The following is a 21,703-nucleotide window of genomic DNA, read 5'->3' on the forward strand; positions in this document are numbered from 1 at the left end:
GTCAGTGGGGCACCCCGATGTCGCCGCGGTGGAACCCATCGGCGAAATCGATGCGAGCCAGATGGGCGTACGCGCGTTCCCTGGCCTGATCGAGGTCGACTCCGCGGGCGATCGTGCCGAGCACCCGCCCCCCGGAGGCGACCAGCTGATCGTCGACGATGCGGGTTCCCGCGTGCAGGACGTAGGCGTCGTCTTCGTCGTCGGGCAGCACGATCGCGCCCCCTGTGGTCGGGGTTCCCGGGTAGCCGGCGGCCGCCGACACCACCACGACGGCAGCTCCGTCATGCCACTCCAGCGGCGGCAGCGTGCTCAGTTCTCCTCGGGCGGCCGCGCGCAGCACGGTGGCCAGCGGCGTCTTGAGCAGGGCCAGCACCGCTTGGGTCTCCGGGTCGCCGAAGCGCACATTGAACTCGACGACACGCAGCCCGCGCGAGGTGAGCGCGAGTCCGGCGTAGAGCAGGCCGACGAAGGGCGTTCCGCGGCGCGCCATCTCGGCGACGGTGGGGTTCACCACGTCGCGCATGATCTCGTCCACCAGATCCTCGGGCGCCCACGGCAGCGGGGCGTAGGCGCCCATGCCGCCGGTGTTGGGGCCGGCGTCGCCGTCGCCGACGCGCTTGAAGTCCTGCGCCGGCATCAGCGGCACGGCGCGTTCACCGTCGCAGACGGCGAACAGCGACACCTCGGGTCCGTCAAGGAAGTCCTCGATCACGACGCGCCCGCAGGAGGCTGCGTGCGCCAGGGCTGCGTCGCGATCGTCCGTAACCACGACGCCCTTGCCCGCGGCCAGCCCGTCGTCCTTGACGACATGCGGCGCACCGAACTCGTCGAGCGCAGCGGCGGCCTGTTCCGGCGTCTCACACACGCGGGAGTCGGCCGTGGGCACGCCCGCGGCGCGCATCACCTCTTTGGCGAAGGCCTTCGATCCTTCCAGCACGGCTGCCTCTTGACTCGGTCCGAACACATCGAAGCCGGCCTCGCGCAGAGCGTCGGCGACGCCCGCCACCAGCGGGGCCTCGGGGCCGATCACGACCAGGTCGATGCCGAGTTCGCGCGCCAGCGCCACGACGGCGGCGGGATCGTTCGCGTCGATGGCATGCAACTCGGCCAGCGCACCGATGCCGGGGTTGCCCGGAGCAGCATGAAGCGCGGTGACGGACGGATCGGCGACGAGTGACCGGGCCAGCGCGTGCTCGCGCCCGCCGGAACCAAGCAGAAGGATCTTCACGCGCCTCAGCCTAGTGCCCTCCGCCGCCGACCATGAGAAACGCACCCTCGATCGCGATTCCGCGAAATTCGTCCCTGTCAGGGCGTCGAGTGTGCGTTTCTCATCATTCGTCCTCGCGACGCTCAGCCTCCTGGGCGCGCTGTACTAACACGCGGAAGCCGAGGATGGCCAAAACGAAGCCGCCGCCCACGGGCACGGCCCACCACCAGCCCCAGCCGAGGTCTTCCTGCCAGATCGCGACGACGAGCGTGCCGATCATGAACACGACGATCAGCGCGGTCAGGCTCCAAACCAGCCGTCGGGACACGGCCCTGCTCCGATCAGATCAGGTCGTGGATGGCCACCGACTGCTCGCGGCCCGGACCCACGCCGATGCCGCTGATCCGGCAGCCGATCAGCTCCTCCAGGCGCTTGACGTAGGCCTGGCAGTTGGCCGGCAGATCGTCGAAGGTGCGCGCGTCGGAGATGTCCTCGGCCCAGCCGTCCAGGTACTCGTAGACGGGCTTGGAGTGGTGGAAGTCGGACTGCGTCATCGGCATCACATCGTGGCGCACGCCGTCGACCTCGTAGGCCACGCAGACCGGGATCTTGTCCCAGCCGGAGAGGATGTCGAGCTTGGTGAGGAAGATGTCGGTGAAGCCGTTGATCTTCGAGGCCTGCTCGACGATCAGCGCGTCGAACCAGCCGCAGCGGCGGGGACGTCCGGTGGTGGCGCCGAACTCGGCGCCCTCGCGGCGCAGTCGCTCGCCGTGCTCGTCGAACAGCTCCGTCGGGAACGGGCCCTCACCCACGCGGGTGGTGTAGGCCTTCGCGATACCGATCACGCGGTCGATCCGGGTGGGACCGACGCCGCCGCCCGTGGTGGCGCCTGCCGCCGTCGGGTTTGAGGAGGTGACGTAGGGGTAGGTGCCCTGGTCGACGTCGAGGTGATGCGCCTGGGCGCCCTCGAACAGCACCACCTTGCCCTCGTCGAGCGCGTCGTTGATGTAGCGACCGGAGTCTACGATGTGCGGCCGGATCACGTCGGCGTGCTTGAGCAGGCCCTGCACGATCTCCTCGGCCTCGATCGGGCGGCGGTTGTAGACCTTCACCAGCAGCTGGTTCTTCTGCTCCAGCGAGGCCTCCACCTTCTGGCGCAGGATCGACTCGTCCAAGATGTCCTGGATACGCAGGCCCAGCCGGTTGACCTTGTCGGAGTAGCAGGGGCCGACGCCGCGGCCGGTTGTGCCGATGCGACGCTTGCCGAGGAAGCGCTCGGTGACCTTGTCGATCACCTTGTGGTACTCGGTGATGATGTGCGCATTGGCGGAGATCAGCGGATGAGGCACGTCCACGCCGCGGGAGGTGAGCTCCTCGAGTTCCTGGGCGAGCACGTCGAGGTCGACGACCACGCCGTTGCCGATCACCGTCACCGTGTCGGGGTTGAGGATGCCGGAGGGCAGCAGGTGGAGCACGAACTTGTCGCCGTTCACCACCAGGGTGTGCCCGGCGTTGTTGCCGCCGGAGTAGCGGACGCACAGGTCGACCCTGTCCCCCAGCTGATCGGTCGCCTTACCTTTGCCTTCGTCTCCCCACTGAGAACCGACGACAATCACGCTTGGCATGGGTCAATTACCTCCACACATGGACGAAGCCCCGCGCATCGCACCGGGGCATTGCAACCGCATTCTACGTGAGAGTTCGTGCATCTCCTACACAGCGTCGCTGCGCGGACGTTCAATCGGACTGTTTGGCCTTGTCTCACCCCTGTTGTCGCACGCCCAATTGAGGCAAGCTATGAGTAACCATCGAGGTGCGGTGGCGCCAGTGCAGGCGCTGTCCGATTCGGCTTTAGGAGCTCCGGATGAAGAAACTGATCAACTCCCCCGACGACGTGGTGACCGACGCCCTCATCGGCATCGAGGCTGCTCATCCCGAGCTGAGCGTCGACCACGACACCCAGGTCATCTACCGCGCCGAGCCCAAGCCCGCGGGCAAGGTCGCGCTCATCTCCGGCGGCGGTTCGGGCCACGAGCCGCTGCACGGCGGCTTCGTCGGCACCGGCATGCTGGACGCCGCGTGCGCCGGTGCCGTGTTCACCTCACCCACTCCCGACAAGGTGCTGGCCGCGACGCAGCGCGCCGACACGGGCGCCGGCGTCGTGCACATCGTCAAGAACTACACCGGCGACGTGATGAACTTCGAGATGGCCGCGGAGATGGCCGCCGACCTGGATATCGCCGTCGAATCGGTGCTGGTGGCCGACGACGTGGCCGTCGAGGACTCGACGTGGACCGCCGGTCGACGCGGTGTGGGCGGCACGCTGGCCGTCGAGAAGATCGCCGGTGCCGCTGCCGAAGAAGGCAAGTCGCTGGCCGAGGTGGCCGAGATCGCGCGCCGCGTGGCCGACAGCAGTCGCTCGATGGGCGTGGCCCTGACCTCGTGCACCGTTCCGGCCGCCGGGCATCCGACGTTCGATCTTCCCGAAGACCAGATGGAGATCGGCATCGGGATCCACGGCGAGCCCGGCCGCGAGCGTCGTCCGCTGGGCACGGCCAAGGAGATCGCAAGGCAGCTGGTCGATCCGATCCTCGCCGACTACGACTTCACCGGCGCCCCGGTGATCGTCCTCATGAACGGCCTGGGCGGCACGCCGCTGATCGAGCTCTACGTCGCCTACGGCGAGGTCAAGGCGCTGCTGGACGCGGCGGGCGTCACCGTGGCACGCGTCCTCGTCGGCAACTACGTCACCAGCCTGGACATGGCCGGCTGCTCGCTCAGCCTCACCAAGGCCGACGACGAACTGCTGCGCTTGTGGGATGCCCCGGTGAACACGTCGGGCCTAAGGTGGGGAGTGTGACTGACACCACTTCCACGACCGCCGTCGTCGCCGACTGGCTGAGGCGTTTCGCCGCTCATATCGCCGAGAACAAGGATCTCCTGACCGACCTGGATTCCGCGATCGGGGATGCCGATCACGGGGCCAACATGCATCGCGGTATGGGTGCGATTGTCGCGTTGCTCGATCAGAAGGAGTTCGCCAGCGCCACCGACCTGCTGCGCCAGGCCGGAATGGCCCTGGTGAGCAACGTCGGTGGCGCTAGCGGGCCGCTGTACGGAACCTTCCTCATGAAGGCGGCCGCGCCCCTCGGCGACGCCGAGCTCGACGCCAGAGCTCTCGCCAAGGCGCTGCTGGCCGGACTCGATGGGGTCAAGGCGCGGGGCCGGGCCGAGTTGGGCGACAAGACCATGGTCGACGCGATGACGCCGGCGACGGAGGCTTTCGCGGCCGCCGCGGGTTCCGGCGCGACGCCTGCCGACGCCGCGAAGGCCGCTCGCGACGCGGCCGCCGCGGGGCGCGATGCCACCACTGCGCTGGTGGCCCGCAAGGGCCGGGCGAGCTACCTGGGCGAACGGTCCGCCGGCCATACGGATCCGGGTGCGACGTCGACCGCGCTCTTGTTCGCGTCGCTCGCCGAAGCGCTGGAGGGCTGAGCCGGTGACCGTAGGCATCGTGGTGGTCTCGCATAGCCGCGCGCTGGCAGAGGCCGCCGTCGCTTTGGCCTCCGAGATGGTGCACAAGGATCCGCCGCCGTTGGAGATCGCCGCCGGCACTCCCGACGGCGGGTTCGGCACCGACGCCGCGGAGGTGATGACGGCCATCGGCACGGTCGATCAGGGTGACGGGGTGGCGATCTTCACCGATCTGGGCTCGGCGATCATGAGCGCGGAGATGGCCATCGAGTTCCTCGACGGCGATCCGGCGACCTATCGGATCGTCGCGGCCCCCTTCGTCGAGGGGCTCGTCGCCGGGATCGTGCGCGCCTCCATGGGCGGCTCGCTTGAGGCCGTGGCCAAGGACGCCGAAGGGGCTTTGGCGTCCAAGGTGAAGCACATCGGCGCGCGGTGATTCCGGCGCCTCACAACGAGTCCGTTAGGGTGGAGACATGAGCGAGACGCACCCCAATCTGCTGGCGAATTCGGTCGTTGTCGAACTGCCCGAGGATCCCGCGCTGGCTGACATCGCAGAGCACGGCAAGGAGGGGTTCCTCGAGGTCGTGAGCCGGCACCCGTCGTCGTCGCTGTGCTGGGCGCTGCTCGCGGAAACCTGTCTCCGAGACGACGACCTGGGCAACTCGCTGGCGGCCTACGCGTACGCGCGCACCGGGTATCACCGCGGGTTGGACACGCTGCGTCGCAACGGTTGGAAGGGTTCGGGCCACGTTCCTTGGGAGCATGAGCCCAACCGCGGCTTCCTGCGAGCGCTCTGGGCGCTGAGCGTCGCCGCCGGCCGGATCGGCGAGACCGAGGAGCAGGAGCGTTGCGCCCAGTTCCTCCGCGACTCCTCGGAGACCGCCTACCAAGTGCTGGCCGACGGGGCGGTCTCGTAGCGGCCCCTCCGCCACCATTCATCGGGAGTTCATCCCGTCGGAACCTCTAAGGTTGGTGACACGTCGCCGTCGACTGTGAGGAGCCATCATGTCCCGAACGAGGTCCATCCTGCTGACCGTCGCACTGTGCGCCACCAGCACGCTCGCCGCACCGGCTCTGGCCCGGGCCGATGAGCCCGAGGTGACCTTCGCCACCTTCAATGCCAGCCTCAACCGGAACGCCGAGGGCCAGCTGCTGGCCGATCTGTCCACCGGCGACAACGAGCAGGCCCGCAACGCCGCAGAGACCATCCAGCGGGCGAACCCGGACATCGTGCTGGTCAACGAGTTCGACTATGACGCCGACGGCGAGGCCGTGCGCCTGTTCGCGGAGAACTATCTCGCGGTGGGACAGAACGGCGCGGATCCCATCGAGTTTCCGTACTCCTGGACCGGTCCGGTCAACACGGGCGTGCCGAGCGGCCACGACTTGAACAATGACGGCACCGTCGGCGGGCCGGACGATGCCTTCGGCTTCGGCACCTTCCCCGGTCAATACGGCTTGGTGGTCTACTCGAAGTACCCGATCCTGGCCGATGACGTGCGCACCTTCCAGAACTTCCTGTGGGGCGACATGCCGGGGGCGCTGCTGCCGGACAACCCGGACACGGCTGAGCCCGCCGACTGGTTCTCAGCGGAGGAACTCAAGGCCGTGCGGTTGTCATCCAAGACCCACGCGGATGTGCCGGTGAACGTCGACGGAACCATCGTGCACGTCCTGGTGGCGCACCCCACCCCGCCGTCGTTCGACGGACCGGAGCGACGCAACAAGCTGCGCAACCACGACGAGATCCGGCTGTGGGCCGACTACGTCTCCGATGACGCCGACTATCTCTATGACGACGACGGCGCCACCGGAGGGCTGCCGGCTGGCAGCAGCTTCGTGGTGCTGGGCGACTACAACTCCGATCCCAACGACGGCGACTCAGAGCCCGGAGCCATCCAGCAACTGCTCGACGCACCGGCGGTGCTGGATCCCAAGCCCACCTCCGAGGGCGCCGTCGAGGCGGCTGAGCAGGGCGGCGCCAACGACAGCCACCTCAGCGAGGCGCGCTTCGACACCGCCGACTTCGGCGACGACCCCGCTCCGGGCAACCTGCGCGTGGACTACGTCTTGTTGAGTTCGGCGACGATGACGGTCAAGGACGCCGGGGTCTGGTGGCCGGTCAGTTCCGATCCGCTGTCACGCCTCACGGGCACCTACCCCTTCCCGACGTCGGACCACCGCTTGGTGTGGGTCACCGCAACGATCGCCGGAGAGAAGCCCACCCCGTCGCCGACTCCGACGCCGTCGGAGTCTCCGTCGCCCACACCGTCTCCCTCCGCCAAGCCGACCGCAACGCCCCCGGTGAAGCCCGGCCTGCCGAAGACCGGCGCCTGATCCGAGACGTCGAATGCGTCGGGCCGGCTGGCTATCCAGGTTGAGTCCGTCAGGTTTGAGGCGCTCCAGGCCTCAGCCAGGCTATGGATGTCAGCATGCTGACGTTCAGAACCCCGCTGACGCCGGATCGGTGGGCGACTGAACGAAATCCGCCTCGATCAGTTCACGGTGACTTCGGCATCACGTTGACCACCTGATACTCACCGACCCTGAGCTGCTCCTCCGAGACCAGCTCCTGCTCGATCGTCCCGGACTGACCGATACCCGTCCAGGCCACGTCCCAATGCGCAGTGGCGGTGATGGTGTAATCGCCCTGCTTCCGGTAGCCGCTTTGATAGCCGCAGACCACCTTGTGCTCCGGCGAGAGAGTGGACTTCGTGTACGGCGCGCCTGGTCCGGAACAGGTCACCGCTTGGCTCCCATCACCGAAGTCCCAGACGACCTTGTCCAGCGTCGCGGTCAGCGAGACGGTGAAGCCTCGCTCCGATGCGCTCGCGGTCCGCGACCCGAGATCCGTTTGGGAGGTATCCGCCCACACCGGTACGGGGAAGCCGACGATGCCCATCGAGTCCGAGTTCTTCGACGTCGCCTGCGGGAAGGTCGCGATCGTCACCTTGGAAAGCTGAAGCTCCGCGACGGCACGCCACGCGAGTTCTTCCGGATCGGGCGGCGGAAGTGCAGGCGCGCCAGGCAGCCACCGCGTGAATGTCAACCCGTAGTCAGGATCAGCGCTGTTGAACAGCGGAGGGCTGCAGAGATAGACCGCGCCATCTGTGTTGCCGTTCCACGCAAAATCGGTCTTCGGAGGTGGGGGATCCATAGCCCTGCACCACCCGCTCACCGTCGGGCTCCAGATGCCCGCGTCGGTCGAACATGAAACCTCGCGCCCTTGGTAAGAACAGGTCGTCGTGCCACCCTTCGAACGTTTGCCATTGGTGGGCCGCGCGTCACCGTCACCGGAGTCCCCCACCGTTCCGGATTCGTCATTCCGGATGTATCCGAGGCCGTCCGTAGACACTCCGGGCGGCAAGTCGGCATAGGCGACCTGGCTCGCAAGTGCAGCGATGATGCCAAGGAGCGGCCCAACGACACGTACCCGCATCAGCACTTGAGGTCAATCGTCTTTAGAAGGGCCGCCCTCCAGATATCGTCAGCGCCCTGCTCCATGAGAAGGTCAAATCTCGTATTCTGGGCAACCAGACCCTCAGCTTCCTCATTGGTATCGACATGGACCGCCTTGATCTGGGTGCGGTCGAGGCAGTATGTGACATGGGCGGTCCTCACGCCATCGCCATTCGTGCTGGGCTCGCCGATCTCAACGTCTCGGAACACCGCATCGCCAACCTGCTTCAAGCCCTCATCCCTAAAGAACTGTATGGAGCGAACGATCTCAACGGCTTCTTGGCCCACGGTAACCAACTGGATCTCGCTCAGGTCCATCAGCGTGGGATCCTTAGCGAACTTGTCCAGCGTCTGGTGATACGCCTGCCAACCAGCGCGGATCTCCGCCTGTTCAGGGGTATCTCCCGACGTGTCGTCAGGGAACGACTCCAAGGCAGTGGGGCTAGGACTCGAAGACACCGAAGGACTCGGGGACTCCAACGGTGTGGGGCTGGGTTTGGTCGAGGTGCTGGCCGTGGGCGACGGTGACGTCGTTGGGTCCGGCTCGGAGGGCGTGCAAGCACCAACGAGCACGGTCGCGAGAACCACAACAGCAACGCGAACAGACTTTCGCATCTCATCAACTCCATCGGCACCGTCGAGATCACGTGGTTCACACCACGAATCAGCAGCGTTCCCCTCCCCACCGGTGAACTCGTCCGCCCATTCAACCAGGGCCGGCCATGCACGCGGAGGGTTTGCGACAAGGCTGTGGAGAACTCCCCCGTCGGGATCAGCATTAGGGCACGGCACGGTCACACCCGTACACTTGGGCCTCGGACTTCCGTCGTCCGGCGTTTCCCGAGGTGATGTCACCGGCACCCTCAGAGCCCGGAACACCCCAGCAATCCCTTGGAGAGATGCGCATGCCCATTCGTCATGACCTGCGAAACGTCGCGATCGTCGCGCACGTCGACCACGGAAAGACCACCCTCGTCGACGCCATGCTGTGGCAGTCCGGCGCATTCCGGGAAGGCTCCGACGTCAACAAGCGGGTCATGGATTCGATGGACCTCGAGCGCGAGAAGGGCATCACCATTCTCGCCAAGAACACTGCGGTCAAGCATCGTCGCCCCGACGGCACCGACATGATCATCAACATCATCGACACCCCCGGCCACGCCGACTTCGGTGGCGAGGTGGAGCGCGGGCTGGAGATGGTCGACGGCGTGATCCTGCTGGTCGATTCCTCGGAGGGCCCACTCCCCCAGACCCGCTTCGTGCTGCGCAAGGCGTTGGCCAAGAAGCTGCCCATCATCGTGGTGGTGAACAAGGTGGACCGCTCCGACGCCCGCATCTCCGCGGTGGTCGACGAGACCTACGACCTGTTCATGGATCTCCTCGACGACGACGCCGGCGACGCGCTCGACTTCCCGATCGTCTTCGCCTCGGCCAAGGCCGGCCGGGCGTCGCTCACCCAGCCCGCCGACGGCGAGATGCCCGACTCCTCCAACCTCGAGCCGCTGTTCGACACCCTGTTCGAGCACATCCCCGCTCCCACCTATGAGGAAGGCGCGGTGCTGCAGGCTCACGTCACCAACCTCGACGCCTCGCCGTACCTCGGCCGTCTGGCGCTGTGCCGGATCATCGAGGGCGAGCTGAAGCGCGGCCAGGTGGTGGCCTGGTGCCGGGCCGACGGCACCGTCAAGAACGTGAAGCTCACCGAACTGCTGATGACCGAGGCGCTGGAGCGCGTTCCCGCCGAGTCCGCGGGGCCGGGCGACATCGTCGCGATCGCCGGCATCCCGGAGATCACCATCGGCGAGACCCTCTCCGATCCCGAGAACCCCAAGCCGCTGCCGCTGATCACGGTCGACCAGCCGTCGATCTCGATGACCATCGGCATCAACACCTCGCCGCTGGCCGGCAAGTCGGGCAAGAACCTGACCGCCCGCCTGGTGAAGGCCCGCCTTGAGCAGGAGCTGATCGGCAACGTGTCGATCAAGGTGCTGCCCACCGAGCGTCCCGATACCTGGGAGGTGCAGGGCCGTGGCGAGCTGCAGCTGGCCATCCTGGTGGAGATGATGCGACGCGAGGGCTTCGAGCTCACCGTCGGCAAACCGCAGGTGGTCACGCAGGTGATCGACGGCAAGGTGCACGAGCCCGTCGAGCGCCTCACCATCGATGTGCCCGAGGAGCACGTCGGCACGGTCACCCAGCTGCTGGGCACGCGCCGCGGCCGGATGGAGACCATGGTCAATCACGGCACCGGCTGGGTTCGCCTGGAGTTCCTGGTGCCGGCGCGCGGCCTGATCGGCTTCCGCACGGAATTCCTGACGGAGACCCGCGGCACCGGCATCATGCACCACGTCGCCGAAGGCTACGAGCCCTGGGCCGGCGCCTTCCGCACCCGCGCGACGGGCTCCCTGGTCGCCGACCGAACCGGCGTCGTCACCGGCTACGCGCTGTTCAACCTGCAGGAGCGCGGCGTGCTGTTCGTCTCCCCCGGCGACGAGGTGTACGAGGGCATGGTCGTCGGCGAGAACCCCCGCGCCGAGGACATGGACGTCAACCCCACCAAGGAGAAGAAGCTCACCAACGTGCGCTCCTCCACCGGTGAGGAACTGGAGCGCCTCATTCCGGCCCGGAAGATGTCGATGGAGCAGCAGCTGGAGTTCTGCGGTCCCGACGAGTGCCTCGAAGTCACGCCTGCGGTGGTCCGCATCCGTAAGACCACCCTGGTCGGCCACGAGCGCGCCAAGGAACGCAGCCGAGCAAAGAACAACTGAGGCACTCTGCCTCCGCGTAAACCTGCTCGAATCGCGTGAAGACGCGGTTCGAGCAGGTTTGCTGTTGTCGCGGGTTGATACGACCTCACTCGTCTCCCGCTGAGGGTTTTAGGGCCCCAACGGAGGGCTCATCGTGAACGTCAGGGCAGTCGGCAAGGCAGCACGCGCATCGTTCGAAACCGTGCTCGGCAAGATCGGCGATGCCGTCACAACGGCAGCCCTCGACTCGGCACTGACAGCCAAGTTCGCTGGTCATTGCGTTGTCCATCTCGGGCTTCTTGAGTTGGCCGTCAGAAACCATCACAGGTGCGGTCCATCTGTACCGGATTCCGTCGATCCCGAAGCAATCCCGGACCCTTCGAGACTCCATCCGCGTTCCGCTGGCTTCCACACAGCCTTAACCGCCAACCCACTGAACACCGGATCGACGAATGCCGCGACGGCAGCCACCACGTCGGAGAACCGCGGCGGGAGACTTGCACCCACCTCGCCTAGGCCTTTCCGGTAAGCGACATAGGTCGAGTCGCGTAGCTCCCCGAGCCCGTCAGCAGCGCGCGCCAGGGGAACCAATGCAGTGCCTCGAAACTCGGCGGTTGCCGTGAGTGCGTCGCGTAGGGAGCCGCACTGCACTACCTGAGTGCCGGTCAGGAGGTGGATGTCAGCGAAATCACGCACGCGGGTGTTCGCTCTTCCCAGCTCGATCGCAGTGACGAGCTTCTCCGCAAGCACGGTCTCGATCGGGTACCCCAGGATACGGATCGGCGGCGAATCTGGTCGCAATGCCGGCAACTCGACTGTACGCGGAGCCGGAGTGACAGGGTCACCGAAGTTGATGTCCAAGCGCAGCTTGACCTGCGCGGTAGCGAGCTGCGCGGTCATCGTCACTCGCACACCCGAGTACAGGGCATCGTCACGGATAACGGCGGTCGTGATGGTCTCGGGCAGGAACTCCACCCCGTCGCCCGGATCCGCAATCGCGGCGATCTCAGCGACGCGGTGAGCGACTGTCTCATCGTCGGATGCCATGTTGCGGGCGAGTGCGTCGGCATCGACGGTCGGACGGCGGGTGCCGAATGAGGCCAGCAGCATCCCGCCCTTCAAGATGAAATCATCGGCGTACGCGGAGCGCGACATACGCGACAGCCACCGCTCAACAACGTACATCGTGAGGAGTTCTTGCGTCCCCCGCTTCTGACGGCGGGCCTGGTTCTGCAGGTCGAGGTACGCGCGCCCTGCGGCGCTATCTCGTGTTGGCCGGCTCATCGGGCACTTGCAACGTCAAGGGCAGCGCGCACGGGGCCGAACGTCCCCAGCGCCTCCGCGTAGTCCAGTAGTACTGCGGGTCGAGCGCCTGGTGTAGTCAGGTAACGGTGCAATGCGGCGTGCGCGATCGGCTCCCCAAGGCGTTTCCGAAATCTCATGAGATCCACCACCGTCCTTGCCGCGTCGTAGATACGCACCGGTTCTCCCGGACCGGCCTCGAACGAGGTCAGCCCGAGTTCAAACGTGGCCTCATCGAACCGGAGCACTGTCACTGGCGGGTACGTGATCGCCGGCGTATGCGATCGTTTGGGCACGGCGATCTGCACAGATGCCGGCATCTCGTCCGTCAGATCGTGAATCGCGGCAGCTGACACGCAGCACACGATGGCTCGAGGCACCCGGTGCGCCACCGCGATCAGGTCGGGGTACGACGCCGGGGGCGCGTCCGCTCGCCGGAAGACGCCCCGCGAGAGCTCAACGATCCGCCCTTCGTCTCGCCAGGCATACAGATCTCGCGGGTGCACGCCGTGCGCCCGCGAAGTCCCCGTCGTGAACGTCGACGGGAGCGACTCAGCCAACTCCTTCATGGATATAATCCTTACACAGGTCACGCGATCATGTGTGTTTTTTATCCATCCCTACTCACTCGTACCTACCGCTTCCGACGGGAAGCCCCTTCGCATATCGACCTCGTTCGAGTTGCCAGCATCCATGATCACTACTGGATGATCACCGGGTGGTGATCCTTGGCGACCACAACACCGTTCTGCACCGCGTAGATCTCGACATAGTGGCTACCTCGGAAGCTAGCGGGCTCGGTTCGGGAGCGGCTTCCGCGGTCTCGCTCAATCTGCCCTCGGATCATGTTCTTGGCTATCGCCTCTGGTCCCACATTGCGGACCTTCCACCACAGCTCGTAGGAACCGGGAATGTTCGACGACTTGATACTGAAGGTGATGTTCCGCCCGGGGCTGACCTTGTTGCCGCGGGTCGCGAGCACAAAGTTCCGCCATCCGTTCCGGCTCACCGTCTTGGCCTGCAACTTGATGGAGTACGCAGGATTGATGGCAACTGCCGCGAACTTGCTGTCAATGAACTCTTCCGTGTCGCGGATGCCCGCAACCGAGCGGTGGGCTTCCGAGGCCTTGGAGCGGCTTGTGTCGTAGGTGCCGAACTTGTCACCAAAGAGCTTTCGCCACTTCGTGTAGCTCTCGTCAGGGTCTGACTCATCGTAGGCATCCTTCGCCCAGCTGGTGTACGTCGCAATCCACTTACGGAAATTGGCGTACTGCTCCTGGTTCCAGCGGTGGTTGAAGTTCTCGGTAGGACAGCTCGGGTCGTCGATGCTCGGCATCGACGGATTCTCCTGCAGGTACACGTTGAGATCCGTCAAGAGGTTGACGAGCGCCGTGGGCACGTCCTTGTAGTGGTCTGGGTCTGCCCAGAGAGCCGCGTCGTTTACCTGCTCGCCGACCAGGATCGTCAAGATCACGGACTTCACCGAGAAGTTGTTCTTGAAGTCCCTGATGTACTTGAGCAGGCGGATGACCTTAACCAAGCGGCCACTCGTGATGCGGTTCTGGCCATCGAGCCACTCATTGAACCCCTCGGGGTTCGTGCGCTCGAACTGGTTGGTGCTGCGGTTCGTGATGAACCGCTCGCCGTGCCGAGTCAAGAACGGCACCACGTCCATATGGAACTCGTCCGCATAGTTCACGGTGACGCACCGGCTCCGGCGGCGGACCATGTCCTTGTAGGTGCTGCTCGAGCGGAAGACCTGATAAAGCTGCTCTACGTAGTCCTCCGCCTCCCAGCCATCGACCTCTTTCAGATCCAGCAGCACATCTGCATCGAACTCGTCGTTCGTGTCGACTGGATTGATGATCGTGCGGTGCGCGTAAGAACCCTGCGGAATCAGGTCGATGAAGTTGCTCGAGATGACATCGTCCCCCCTAGACAAGAAGCTATTCACCGCGTCGACCCGCTTGTCGAGCGTTGCGATGCGCCCGTCACTCAAGTTGACCTTGTTCTTGAGGAAGGCGTCGAAGTGCTTGATCAGCTTCATCGTTCGACCTCCTTCATCGGCACGAAGGGCTGGCGCTGTTCAGCGAAGAACGTCGAGTGCACTTTCGGATACTCCTTCCGAGCCTCCGATGCCCCAAGTCCTTTGAGTGAACTGATCGCGTTGGCTCCATCCAACTTGTACCGTCCACCACTGACGTTGAGAGAGATACGATGCACGTTGTCGTGACCGAGTAGCAGCTGGGCTGTCCCCAAGGAGGATGAAGACTGGCCGGCCATAAAGATGCTCACCAGTCGCTTGGCCCAGTAGTTGAGGAGGCCGCGAGATCGCCGATTTGCGGTATCCGGCGGAGACTCCGTGCACCCGTCTCCCAAGAGCTTGACGTCGCCGCGGGGCCACCCAAGCACACCGATGGCCTCAACCGCTGCGGCCCCCATCGGGTTGTTCGCCCACATCCCGCCATCCACGAGTGGCTCGCCGGTCCCCAGATGGTGGGTAGGGAAATAGGTTGGAGCCGCTGCTGTGGCGAGTGCGACGTCGACCGCCTTCTCCTTGTAGTCCCGCACGAAGCAGGTGTGGTGAGCAGTCTTGAAGACGTGGACCTCGCCGGTATCGAGGTTCAATGACGGGATCAGCAGCCGGGTTGTGCTCTCGCCGAGAAGCTTGTCGCTGAACGCCTCCATCAGAGCATCATGCAGGGGCTTGGAGTTGTACTTGGCGGCGAACAGCGGCCGCAATGAGCGGCCACGACGCCCGGCGAAGATTGCCGGACCGTTCTTCTCGTAGAAGTTGAGAATCTCCTGAGCTGAAAGTCCCAGCCCCAGGCCGATAGCGATGATGCCACCGGTCGAGGTACCCGCGATCAGGTCGAAGCACTCAACGAGCGGGCTACCGAGGCTCGTCTCGAACTCAGCAAGCAGCGACGCCGCAAAGACGCCCTTGATGCCTCCGCCGTCAATGGTCAGGATGCGGTAAGCAGGGAAGGACGAGTCGGTTTGGGTCACAGAGCTTCCTCCATCGCCTACAGCAAAGGAGGCAGCAAGTCTGCTGGCTCGATGTTGACTACCTCACACAGTCCGTCGAAGTGAGCTTCGTCCAGGCAGTGCATGAACTCGAATACCGAAGCGATCGCTGAGGCGACTTCGTCGGGGCTGACGGTGATATCGGTCGCTGGCGACTCGCTGTGCGAGTATGCATGGGCATACCTCGTGAGTCGAAGTCGCAGAGCATCGGCGTCACCCTGAAAACCAGCTGTTCGCAGCAGCTCAGCAGACTTCCGCATCGCACTGTTCAGGTTCCCGACCCACTCCGGGTGTTTGAACGCGAGGAACGTCTCGAGCGCTCGACGTATGACGTTCGGGAAGAGTAGTTGTGCGTTGAGTCGGTTCTCTACGGAGTCGTCAGCGGTAAGCTGAAGCCGCGCATCGGCCAGGGCCATGAACGCATGGTGATAGGTCGAGCGGATCATCTTGCGTGCTCGCTCTGACGGCGGCCACTTTGCAAGCACTGGACGCCGCTTCGTTGAACCAGCTTGAGTGACATGCTGGGAGCGGATCTCGTAGAACTCGGCCGGGTAGACGTCCCTGAACCTGCGTCCGTCTTCCATCTTTCCGCTTTTGTGTAGAGCTTCAATCTGGATGTCCCACTGGCGGAACAGCTCAAAGTTGTGGGAGAGCAGGAAGAGCTGCTCAATGTGGTCCTTAACGATCGCCTCGGTCCAGATGTGGGTGGAGACACCCATGAAGATGTCGCTATCGAGGCTGGAGACGGGATCGTCGATGATGACGATTGGCTTGCCTCTGGACGAGTCAAACTTGGCCACTTGCTCGAGGAAGTGAATCATCGTGATGGCAGTTCGTTCACCGAGGCTCAATCCTTGAGCAGGCTGCCCGTCACGAGTGACTTGGTAGCGTCCGTTCACCAACTCGAACTTGAGCTCGTTGCGGCCCAGTAGTCGGGTCACCTCATCCGTAAGAACCTTCGCGCTCGGCATCGGGTCGCCATCGACGGTTTCGAGCGAGGTGATATCGGCGCGGATTCCAGCAATCGTCTCGTCAAGAGCCTCACCCGCTGCCTTGGCTGCGGAGGCCTTGGCGACGCTTTCGGAGACGCTGGCCTCCGACGCCTTCAGGTAGTGCAGCTCGATTGCCTCTGCTGCCGTCTGGATCAGTTGGTCGTGCCTACTGACGCGGCTATTGTGCTCGGTTCTGAGTCCGAGCATGGCCGTCGCCGAAACCGTTGGCGGCTCCGATACGACCGCATCAACTGGGCTCAAGACGTTGCTCAGCTTGGTCTCGGCTCGTGCCAGCACTTCAGTCACCCAGGACTTCAGAGCCGTCAGCTCCGCTCGAACCTCATTGTTCGCCTCGTCGTACCGTGGCCGGAGATCCTCGAAGAAGAGACCCTTGCTCGGCAGACCTGCGATCTCAGCGTCTACCGACATCATCAATGCGCGAAGGTCAGTGGCCACAGAGCGAAGGTCGGACTGCAAACGCTGAACAGCATCGGAGAAGTGCTGGTCAATGAGAGTGCGTCGCTCGTCAGAAAACGGGGAGCCACAGAAGATGCAGGTTTCGACACCATCGTGGAGATGCCGTCCTTCATCGACCCAGCTCGTGGCGTCTGGGTGGGCTTTGAGCGTGTCGAGGATGATGGTCGTCGGGGTTGTCGAAAGGGTCGCGGCCAGACGTTCGCACAGCCCATCCGGGGCGACGATCGCAAGTTGCTCCTCGGGTATCGCATCGGCCTTGTCAGAGTTCACAATCCCAAGGCTTCTCCGCAACTCCTGCTCCGTGAGCAATTTCCAGCTGGCGTGAGATTTTCCGAAAGCGTTACGTACAACGCCTGCGCTGAAGTTGCCCCGCGACTTCCACCGGCCTCCAGCACGACTAGCAGCATCAACGACCTGCTGTGAGACCTTACCGTAAGCAACATTGGCGGCATGCTCGGCGTCGCTTTCGAGCTTCGTCTGCTCTTCGCGTTCCTTCAGCTTGGTCACAAGTTCACCGCGGAGCCGCTCCAGTTTCTGCTCTGCGTCGACAGGCTTCTCACCGAGGGTCAGCACGGCAGGCATATCAGCGTTTCCAGCGGCGAAGTTGTGGCTACGACCAACGTAGTGCGCGCTAAAAACATGAATACGGTCGAAGAAGGCGTCGTCGTTGCCGTTGGTCGTTCGAGCCGTCCCGTCATCTATTGAAACCGACAGATGCTGATAGCCCTCGGCGTCCGGTGGATTGCGGATGCCGTCGAAGGCTCCCGCCAGGGAGGTCTTACCTGTGCCGTTTGGCCCGTAGATCACGTTGATGCGGGCAAGGTCGGGCAGCGTCGTATCCCAGCGGTAGTTCTCGAAGAACCCGCAGCCCTTGATCCAGTCGAATCGCTTCAGCATCAGTCCATCTCCCAATCCTCGTCAGCCAGCGGAGCGGCGTTCAGCTCGTCGCGGCGTGCACGCCAGTCCGGCAAGAACTGATCCATCAAGTCGGTGAACCGTTGGTTGTGGCTGCGCTCGTGGAGGTGCGTCAGCTCGTGAACAACGATGTACTCGAGGCACCGTGGGTTCTTCTTGGCCAGTTCGGGATTGATCCAGATCGCGCGGGAATGCGCCATGCAGGTGCCCCACTTGGTCTTCATCCGTCGCACGACGATCTTGTCGGCTTCGACTCCCACGATCGGTTGCCACTTGGCAAGCAGAGCGGGCACGGCAGCCTTGATTTCGCGGCGGTACCATCGCTCCAGGGCAGCGAGCTTGGACTCGCTGTCGGCGTCAGCAGGCGTAACCACCCAGAGCGTCTGCCCCTTGGTCTCGACATGGAAACTGCCCGAAGTGCGCGAAACATCGAGCCGGTATCGCTGGCCCCAGACGTAGTGAGTCTCACCAGACTGCATCTCCCGCTTGGTCTGGCGATCTGCCTGCTGCAACTGCTCGCGTTGACGCTTGATCCACGGCAGACGTTGGACGATCGCTAGGCGGATGGTCTCCTCGTCGGTAGTCGCCGGGGCCGCAACACGAACTCGCCCGACCGGCGGGTAGACCGAGATGTGCAGGTTCTTGATGTCCTTGTAGACAACATCAATCCCGAGGCCTGCGACAGTGAGGTAGGCGCTAGCGGTACTCATCGTGCTCCTTGAGAAGCGTCACGAGTGCCTCCAGACGTTCTACCTCGAAGCCGTCAGGCAGCTCGCGGCGAAGCGCACGAGCCAGGGCACGCTCCTTGATGGGATTGCCCGCCCAGCCGTGCTCCTTGTTGTTCTGAATGACGTCGCTCAGGTACTCGATCTCGATGAAGACTCCGCTTGGCCAGGTGAAGTCGCACAGCGCCCGACGAGCCGGAGTTGATGCCCAAGCAGGGTAGGCTGCGTCCGACTCCTTTTTACCGACCTGAGCTGTCAGGGAGAGGAGGTCGCTGAGGAAGTCGGCGTAAGCCTCGGCTTCCTCACGACGACGCTTGATGATCGCGTCGAGCAGCGAAGACATCCGGTCGTAGTACTTCGGGTTCAGCGCCCGTTCATCGACGATGGTCTTGCGGACGTTGTTGATGATGGTCTCGGCTACCGCCTCGGGGTTCTTGCGAATGCCTTCCGGCAACGTGTCGATGGCACCGGCGCCACGTTTGACGATCAGCTGGACCAAGCCTTGGTCCAACGTCGCCACCGTCTCGGACGGCTTGGCGAGGATGTAGGTATCGAGCAGCGAACGCATGCCTGCTTCGAACTGCTTCATGTCGATGTTCTCGCCGGCGCCACACTCGACCTCGTTACGGACGGCAACGTAGTGGGCGACCTCAGTCTTGATCGAGGCCGCTTCTGCAGCCGTATAACCGGCCAACTCGATGTCGTTTGCCAGGGTGCCGTAGGCACGAACTAGCGATGCGACCGACTTGTACAGCTCGACGCGCTTCGGCTCGTTGAGCTTGATCTGCGCTGCGTCGCCCGGCTCGAACGAGACGCAGTAGTGCTGGTACTCTAGCGTTCCCTTCGGCGGAGCCACGGGTTCGCAGAGGGCGCGAACTCTTTCTAGGGCCTCGTCCAGATCCTGCCGGTCCTGCTCCGTGCGGTCCTTGAGCAGTCCCTCGATGTCTTCCTTGGCGTAGCCGTCGAGAGCACCGGAGGTGTAGTCCGAGATGGCCTGGTCCAGCGACTTGAACAGGTCTCGGTAGTCGATGACGTAGCCGTAGGTTTTGTCGTCGCCGTCGAGGCGGTTGACGCGGCAGATGGCCTGGAACAGGCCGTGGTCCCGCATCTTCTTGTCGATGTAGAGATAGGTGGCACTCGGGGCATCGAAGCCGGTCAGGAGCTTGTCGACCACGATCAGCAGCCGCATCTGGCCGGGCTCTTCGATGAAGCGACGCTTGACGTCCTTCTCGAACTCCCCGATTCGCAGCACTGCCTGGTCTGCCGACTCGCGGAAGTAATCCGCCAGCATCTGGCGGTAGATGTCGTACTTGATCAACTCTTCGTTGTCGCCCGCACCAGCGTCTTCTTTCGAGATCAAGGTAGCAGCCGGAACATAGCTCGACACGATGGCGACCTTGTCCTTGAAGCCTGCCTGGACGAACATCTCGTAGAACTTGCAGGCCTGGTAGACGCTCTCGCTCACCAGCATCGCGTTGCCTCGACCGGACAGCAGGCGCGGCTCGCGCTCAAAGTCCATCAGGACGTCTTGCACGATCATCCCGGCACGCGAACGAGCCGACACGACCTTCTGCATAGTGCCCCACTTCTTCTTGAGGCGCGCCTTGCTGAGGTCGGTCAGTCCCTTGGTCTTGATGTCAAACCAGTCGTCAACCTTCCCTGAGCCGACGAGCTCCTGGTCGATGTTTCGAGCCGTGTAGCGCAGGTCGAGCACCACGCCGTCGCGGACAGCCTCATCAAACTTGTAAGTGTGGATGAACGAACCGAAGGTCTCGATGCTCGTCATCTTGTCGGCCTTGAGCAGCGGCGTGCCGGTGAAGCCGATGAACATCGCTTCCGGTAGCAGGGCGGTCATCGCCTTGTGCAGCTTGCCGCTCTGAGTACGGTGCGCCTCGTCGACGAAGACAAACAGGTTGCCCTTGGCCTTGAAGTCGGCCGGGATACGGGAGCCCAGCTCCTTGATGAACTCATCGCTGCCGGTTTCGTCTGCGCCGTCAGCCTGGTCGCCGGAGCGGAACTTGTGGACGAGCGAGCAGAGCAGCCAAGGCTGGCTCTGGTTGAGCTTGCCGATGAGGTCGGCGCCCGAAGACGAGCGATAGATCGACTCGTTGACGCCGCCGAACACCTTCTCGATCTGCTCATCGAGTTCGGTGCGGTCGGTGATGATCAGCACGCGAGCGTCCGTCTGATGCTCACGAATCCACTTCGCCAGCCAGACCATCGTCAGGCTCTTGCCCGAGCCCTGCGTGTGCCAAATGATGCCACCCTCGCGGCTGCGGACTCGCTCCTGGGCCGCCTTGACGCCGAAGAACTGGTTATGTCGGGCGGTCTTTTTGACCCCCGAGTCGAACACGATGAAGTCACGGATGATCTCCAGGAACCGATCCTTGGAGCACATCTGGAGCAGGGAACGGTCGAGGGGATTCGGCTCCTCACCGGACTCCTTCCAGTCGAGCCAGTACTTCTCGGGCGTATCGATCACGCCGTAGCGCAAGCCCTCGACATCATTGCCCGCGAACAACAGCTGGACGGTCGTGAAGAACGGCCGGACGAAGTGCTGCTTCTGGTTGCCGATGTTCTGGCGGATGCCCTCGCTGACACTGACCCACGAGCGCTTCAGCTCGATCACGCCCAGTGCGATGCCGTTGACGTAAAGCACGATGTCGGGGCGCTTGGTGTGCTCGCCCTTGATGGTGACTTCCTCGGCCACCACGAAGTGATTGGCCTGCGGACTCTCCCAGTTGATCGGCCATACCGTCTCGGTGGTCTCGCCGACATCGCGCTTCACCTTGACGCCGTAACGCAGCAGCTCGTAGAACTTGCGGTTCGAGTCGTAGAGTTTCTGGCCATCCGCCAGAGAGGCGGCGGTCAGGAGCTGCGAAACCGCGCGACGAATCAGCTCGTCGTCGTAGCCGCGAGCCTTCAGGTTCTGGACCAGCAGAGCCTCGTCGATGTTGCGGTTGTCGAGATCCTCACGGTTACCGCCGTACTGGTAGCCGAGCCGATCCCGGAAGAGAGCCATGACACGGTTCTGCGTCTTGCGTTCGATCTGACCTACTGTGCTCATGCTGCGACCTCCTCAGTGAGGCGAGTCCGGCCGGTCAACAGCTCCTGCATCATGCCCTGCTTGATAGCCCGAGCAGATTCGAGGCGACGCTCCAGCGCGGCGATCTCGTCGTCGGCGTCCGATAGAACGCCCACGATTGCTCGCTGCTCGGCATGTTCTCTAGGAATGCTGAGCGGGATCGAACCAGGGTGCCGTCAAAGTCGTGTTTTAGGTTGTCAGGAGTAGTTTGAGGGCCCGGTCGGGATCTCTGGCGGTGTATCTGAGGGCTTTGGCGATGTTGGTGGCGCCAGTGAGTCGGTGGAGGCTGATCA

General features: G+C 63.9%; 19 protein-coding genes. 6 read left to right on the top strand and 13 right to left on the bottom strand.

Translation table 11 applies throughout. The annotated features are described in order from the left end of the window. Position 1: 1 nt before the first annotated feature. From purD to P0D62_RS02155, 3 genes are all read right to left on the bottom strand, one after another. Positions 2–1,228 carry a phosphoribosylamine--glycine ligase gene (gene purD / locus P0D62_RS02145; RefSeq protein ID WP_275700956.1) on the bottom strand — a complete coding sequence of 409 codons (1,227 nt, stop codon included), beginning with the start codon at positions 1,226–1,228 and terminating at the stop codon, positions 2–4. 103 nt (positions 1,229–1,331) lie between these two features. Continuing rightward, positions 1,332–1,535, bottom strand: a complete 204-nt coding sequence (locus P0D62_RS02150; RefSeq protein WP_275700957.1) for a hypothetical protein — start codon at positions 1,533–1,535, stop codon at positions 1,332–1,334. A 13-nt stretch (positions 1,536–1,548) separates the two neighbouring features. After that, positions 1,549–2,832 carry an adenylosuccinate synthase gene (locus P0D62_RS02155; protein WP_275700958.1) on the bottom strand — a complete coding sequence of 428 codons (1,284 nt, stop codon included), beginning with the start codon at positions 2,830–2,832 and terminating at the stop codon, positions 1,549–1,551. A gap of 239 nt (positions 2,833–3,071) precedes the next feature. Between P0D62_RS02155 and dhaK the strand changes: the two genes are divergently transcribed. The 5 genes from dhaK (at position 3,072) to P0D62_RS02180 (ending at position 7,018) form a co-directional block, all read left to right on the top strand. After that, positions 3,072–4,067 (top strand): dihydroxyacetone kinase subunit DhaK, encoded by a 996-nt coding sequence (dhaK, locus tag P0D62_RS02160; RefSeq protein WP_275700959.1) that lies wholly within the window; start codon positions 3,072–3,074, stop codon positions 4,065–4,067. After that, positions 4,064–4,702 carry a dihydroxyacetone kinase subunit DhaL gene (gene dhaL, locus P0D62_RS02165; protein ID WP_275700960.1) on the top strand — a complete coding sequence of 213 codons (639 nt, stop codon included), beginning with the start codon at positions 4,064–4,066 and terminating at the stop codon, positions 4,700–4,702. The genes dhaK and dhaL overlap by 4 nt, the downstream gene beginning before the upstream one ends. Before the next feature lie 4 nt (positions 4,703–4,706). Continuing rightward, positions 4,707–5,117 (top strand): dihydroxyacetone kinase phosphoryl donor subunit DhaM, encoded by a 411-nt coding sequence (gene dhaM, locus P0D62_RS02170; protein ID WP_275700961.1) that lies wholly within the window; start codon positions 4,707–4,709, stop codon positions 5,115–5,117. A gap of 37 nt (positions 5,118–5,154) precedes the next feature. Further along, on the top strand, positions 5,155–5,598 hold the full coding sequence (locus P0D62_RS02175; RefSeq protein WP_275700962.1) for a DUF3151 domain-containing protein: 444 nt from the start codon (positions 5,155–5,157) through the stop codon (positions 5,596–5,598). 88 nt (positions 5,599–5,686) lie between these two features. After that, positions 5,687–7,018, top strand: coding sequence for an endonuclease/exonuclease/phosphatase family protein (locus P0D62_RS02180; RefSeq protein WP_275700963.1), 1,332 nt, complete (start codon positions 5,687–5,689; stop codon positions 7,016–7,018). A gap of 163 nt (positions 7,019–7,181) precedes the next feature. Here P0D62_RS02180 and P0D62_RS02185 read toward each other — a convergent pair whose 3' ends face one another. Together P0D62_RS02185 and P0D62_RS02190 are read right to left on the bottom strand one after the other, a co-directional pair. Continuing rightward, entirely contained in the window at positions 7,182–7,838 is a 657-nt protein-coding gene (locus tag P0D62_RS02185; protein WP_275700964.1) for a hypothetical protein, read from the bottom strand. Positions 7,839–8,119: 281 nt separating this feature from the next. Further along, positions 8,120–8,572 (bottom strand): hypothetical protein, encoded by a 453-nt coding sequence (locus tag P0D62_RS02190; RefSeq protein WP_275700965.1) that lies wholly within the window; start codon positions 8,570–8,572, stop codon positions 8,120–8,122. A gap of 473 nt (positions 8,573–9,045) precedes the next feature. Between P0D62_RS02190 and typA the strand changes: the two genes are divergently transcribed. Continuing rightward, entirely contained in the window at positions 9,046–10,908 is a 1,863-nt protein-coding gene (gene typA, locus P0D62_RS02195; RefSeq protein ID WP_275700966.1) for a translational GTPase TypA, read from the top strand. A 300-nt stretch (positions 10,909–11,208) separates the two neighbouring features. Here typA and P0D62_RS02200 read toward each other — a convergent pair whose 3' ends face one another. From P0D62_RS02200 to P0D62_RS02235, 8 genes are all read right to left on the bottom strand, one after another. After that, positions 11,209–12,072 (bottom strand): nucleotidyl transferase AbiEii/AbiGii toxin family protein, encoded by an 864-nt coding sequence (locus tag P0D62_RS02200; protein WP_275700967.1) that lies wholly within the window; start codon positions 12,070–12,072, stop codon positions 11,209–11,211. 95 nt (positions 12,073–12,167) lie between these two features. Next, positions 12,168–12,758 carry a type IV toxin-antitoxin system AbiEi family antitoxin domain-containing protein gene (locus tag P0D62_RS02205; protein WP_275700968.1) on the bottom strand — a complete coding sequence of 197 codons (591 nt, stop codon included), beginning with the start codon at positions 12,756–12,758 and terminating at the stop codon, positions 12,168–12,170. A 131-nt stretch (positions 12,759–12,889) separates the two neighbouring features. Continuing rightward, positions 12,890–14,236 carry an SMODS domain-containing nucleotidyltransferase gene (locus tag P0D62_RS02210; protein ID WP_275700969.1) on the bottom strand — a complete coding sequence of 449 codons (1,347 nt, stop codon included), beginning with the start codon at positions 14,234–14,236 and terminating at the stop codon, positions 12,890–12,892. After that, positions 14,233–15,198, bottom strand: a complete 966-nt coding sequence (locus P0D62_RS02215; RefSeq protein ID WP_275700970.1) for a CBASS cGAMP-activated phospholipase — start codon at positions 15,196–15,198, stop codon at positions 14,233–14,235. The genes P0D62_RS02210 and P0D62_RS02215 overlap by 4 nt, the downstream gene beginning before the upstream one ends. A 17-nt stretch (positions 15,199–15,215) precedes the next feature. Next, on the bottom strand, positions 15,216–17,582 hold the full coding sequence (locus P0D62_RS02220) for an AAA family ATPase (protein WP_275700971.1): 2,367 nt from the start codon (positions 17,580–17,582) through the stop codon (positions 15,216–15,218). After that, positions 17,582–18,310: a M48 family metallopeptidase gene (locus tag P0D62_RS02225; RefSeq protein ID WP_275700972.1), complete on the bottom strand. Its 729-nt coding sequence runs from the start codon at positions 18,308–18,310 to the stop codon at positions 17,582–17,584. The genes P0D62_RS02220 and P0D62_RS02225 overlap by 1 nt, the downstream gene beginning before the upstream one ends. Beyond that, on the bottom strand, positions 18,297–21,392 hold the full coding sequence (locus P0D62_RS02230; protein ID WP_275700973.1) for a type I restriction endonuclease subunit R: 3,096 nt from the start codon (positions 21,390–21,392) through the stop codon (positions 18,297–18,299). The genes P0D62_RS02225 and P0D62_RS02230 overlap by 14 nt, the downstream gene beginning before the upstream one ends. Next, positions 21,389–21,526: a hypothetical protein gene (locus P0D62_RS02235; protein WP_275700974.1), complete on the bottom strand. Its 138-nt coding sequence runs from the start codon at positions 21,524–21,526 to the stop codon at positions 21,389–21,391. The genes P0D62_RS02230 and P0D62_RS02235 overlap by 4 nt, the downstream gene beginning before the upstream one ends. Positions 21,527–21,703 lie beyond the last annotated feature (177 nt).

The sequence above is a fragment of the Tessaracoccus caeni genome (assembly GCF_029211185.1).
Lineage (GTDB): Bacteria > Actinomycetota > Actinomycetes > Propionibacteriales > Propionibacteriaceae > Arachnia > Arachnia caeni.

Bases quoted from the DNA above. Each gene is read 5' to 3' on its own strand.
- P0D62_RS02230 (WP_275700973.1), bottom strand. From the start codon at position 21,392: ATGAGCACAGTAGGTCAGATCGAACGCAAGACGCAGAACCGTGTCATG.
- P0D62_RS02210 (WP_275700969.1), bottom strand. From the start codon at position 14,236: ATGAAGCTGATCAAGCACTTCGACGCCTTCCTCAAGAACAAGGTCAAC.
- typA (WP_275700966.1), top strand. From the start codon at position 9,046: ATGCCCATTCGTCATGACCTGCGAAACGTCGCGATCGTCGCGCACGTC.
- P0D62_RS02200 (WP_275700967.1), bottom strand. From the start codon at position 12,072: ATGTACGTTGTTGAGCGGTGGCTGTCGCGTATGTCGCGCTCCGCGTAC.
- P0D62_RS02155 (WP_275700958.1), bottom strand. From the start codon at position 2,832: ATGCCAAGCGTGATTGTCGTCGGTTCTCAGTGGGGAGACGAAGGCAAA.
- dhaK (WP_275700959.1), top strand. From the start codon at position 3,072: ATGAAGAAACTGATCAACTCCCCCGACGACGTGGTGACCGACGCCCTC.
- P0D62_RS02180 (WP_275700963.1), top strand. From the start codon at position 5,687: ATGTCCCGAACGAGGTCCATCCTGCTGACCGTCGCACTGTGCGCCACC.
- P0D62_RS02185 (WP_275700964.1), bottom strand. From the start codon at position 7,838: ATGGATCCCCCACCTCCGAAGACCGATTTTGCGTGGAACGGCAACACA.
- P0D62_RS02220 (WP_275700971.1), bottom strand. From the start codon at position 17,582: ATGCTGAAGCGATTCGACTGGATCAAGGGCTGCGGGTTCTTCGAGAAC.
- P0D62_RS02205 (WP_275700968.1), bottom strand. From the start codon at position 12,758: ATGAAGGAGTTGGCTGAGTCGCTCCCGTCGACGTTCACGACGGGGACT.
- P0D62_RS02225 (WP_275700972.1), bottom strand. From the start codon at position 18,310: ATGAGTACCGCTAGCGCCTACCTCACTGTCGCAGGCCTCGGGATTGAT.
- P0D62_RS02175 (WP_275700962.1), top strand. From the start codon at position 5,155: ATGAGCGAGACGCACCCCAATCTGCTGGCGAATTCGGTCGTTGTCGAA.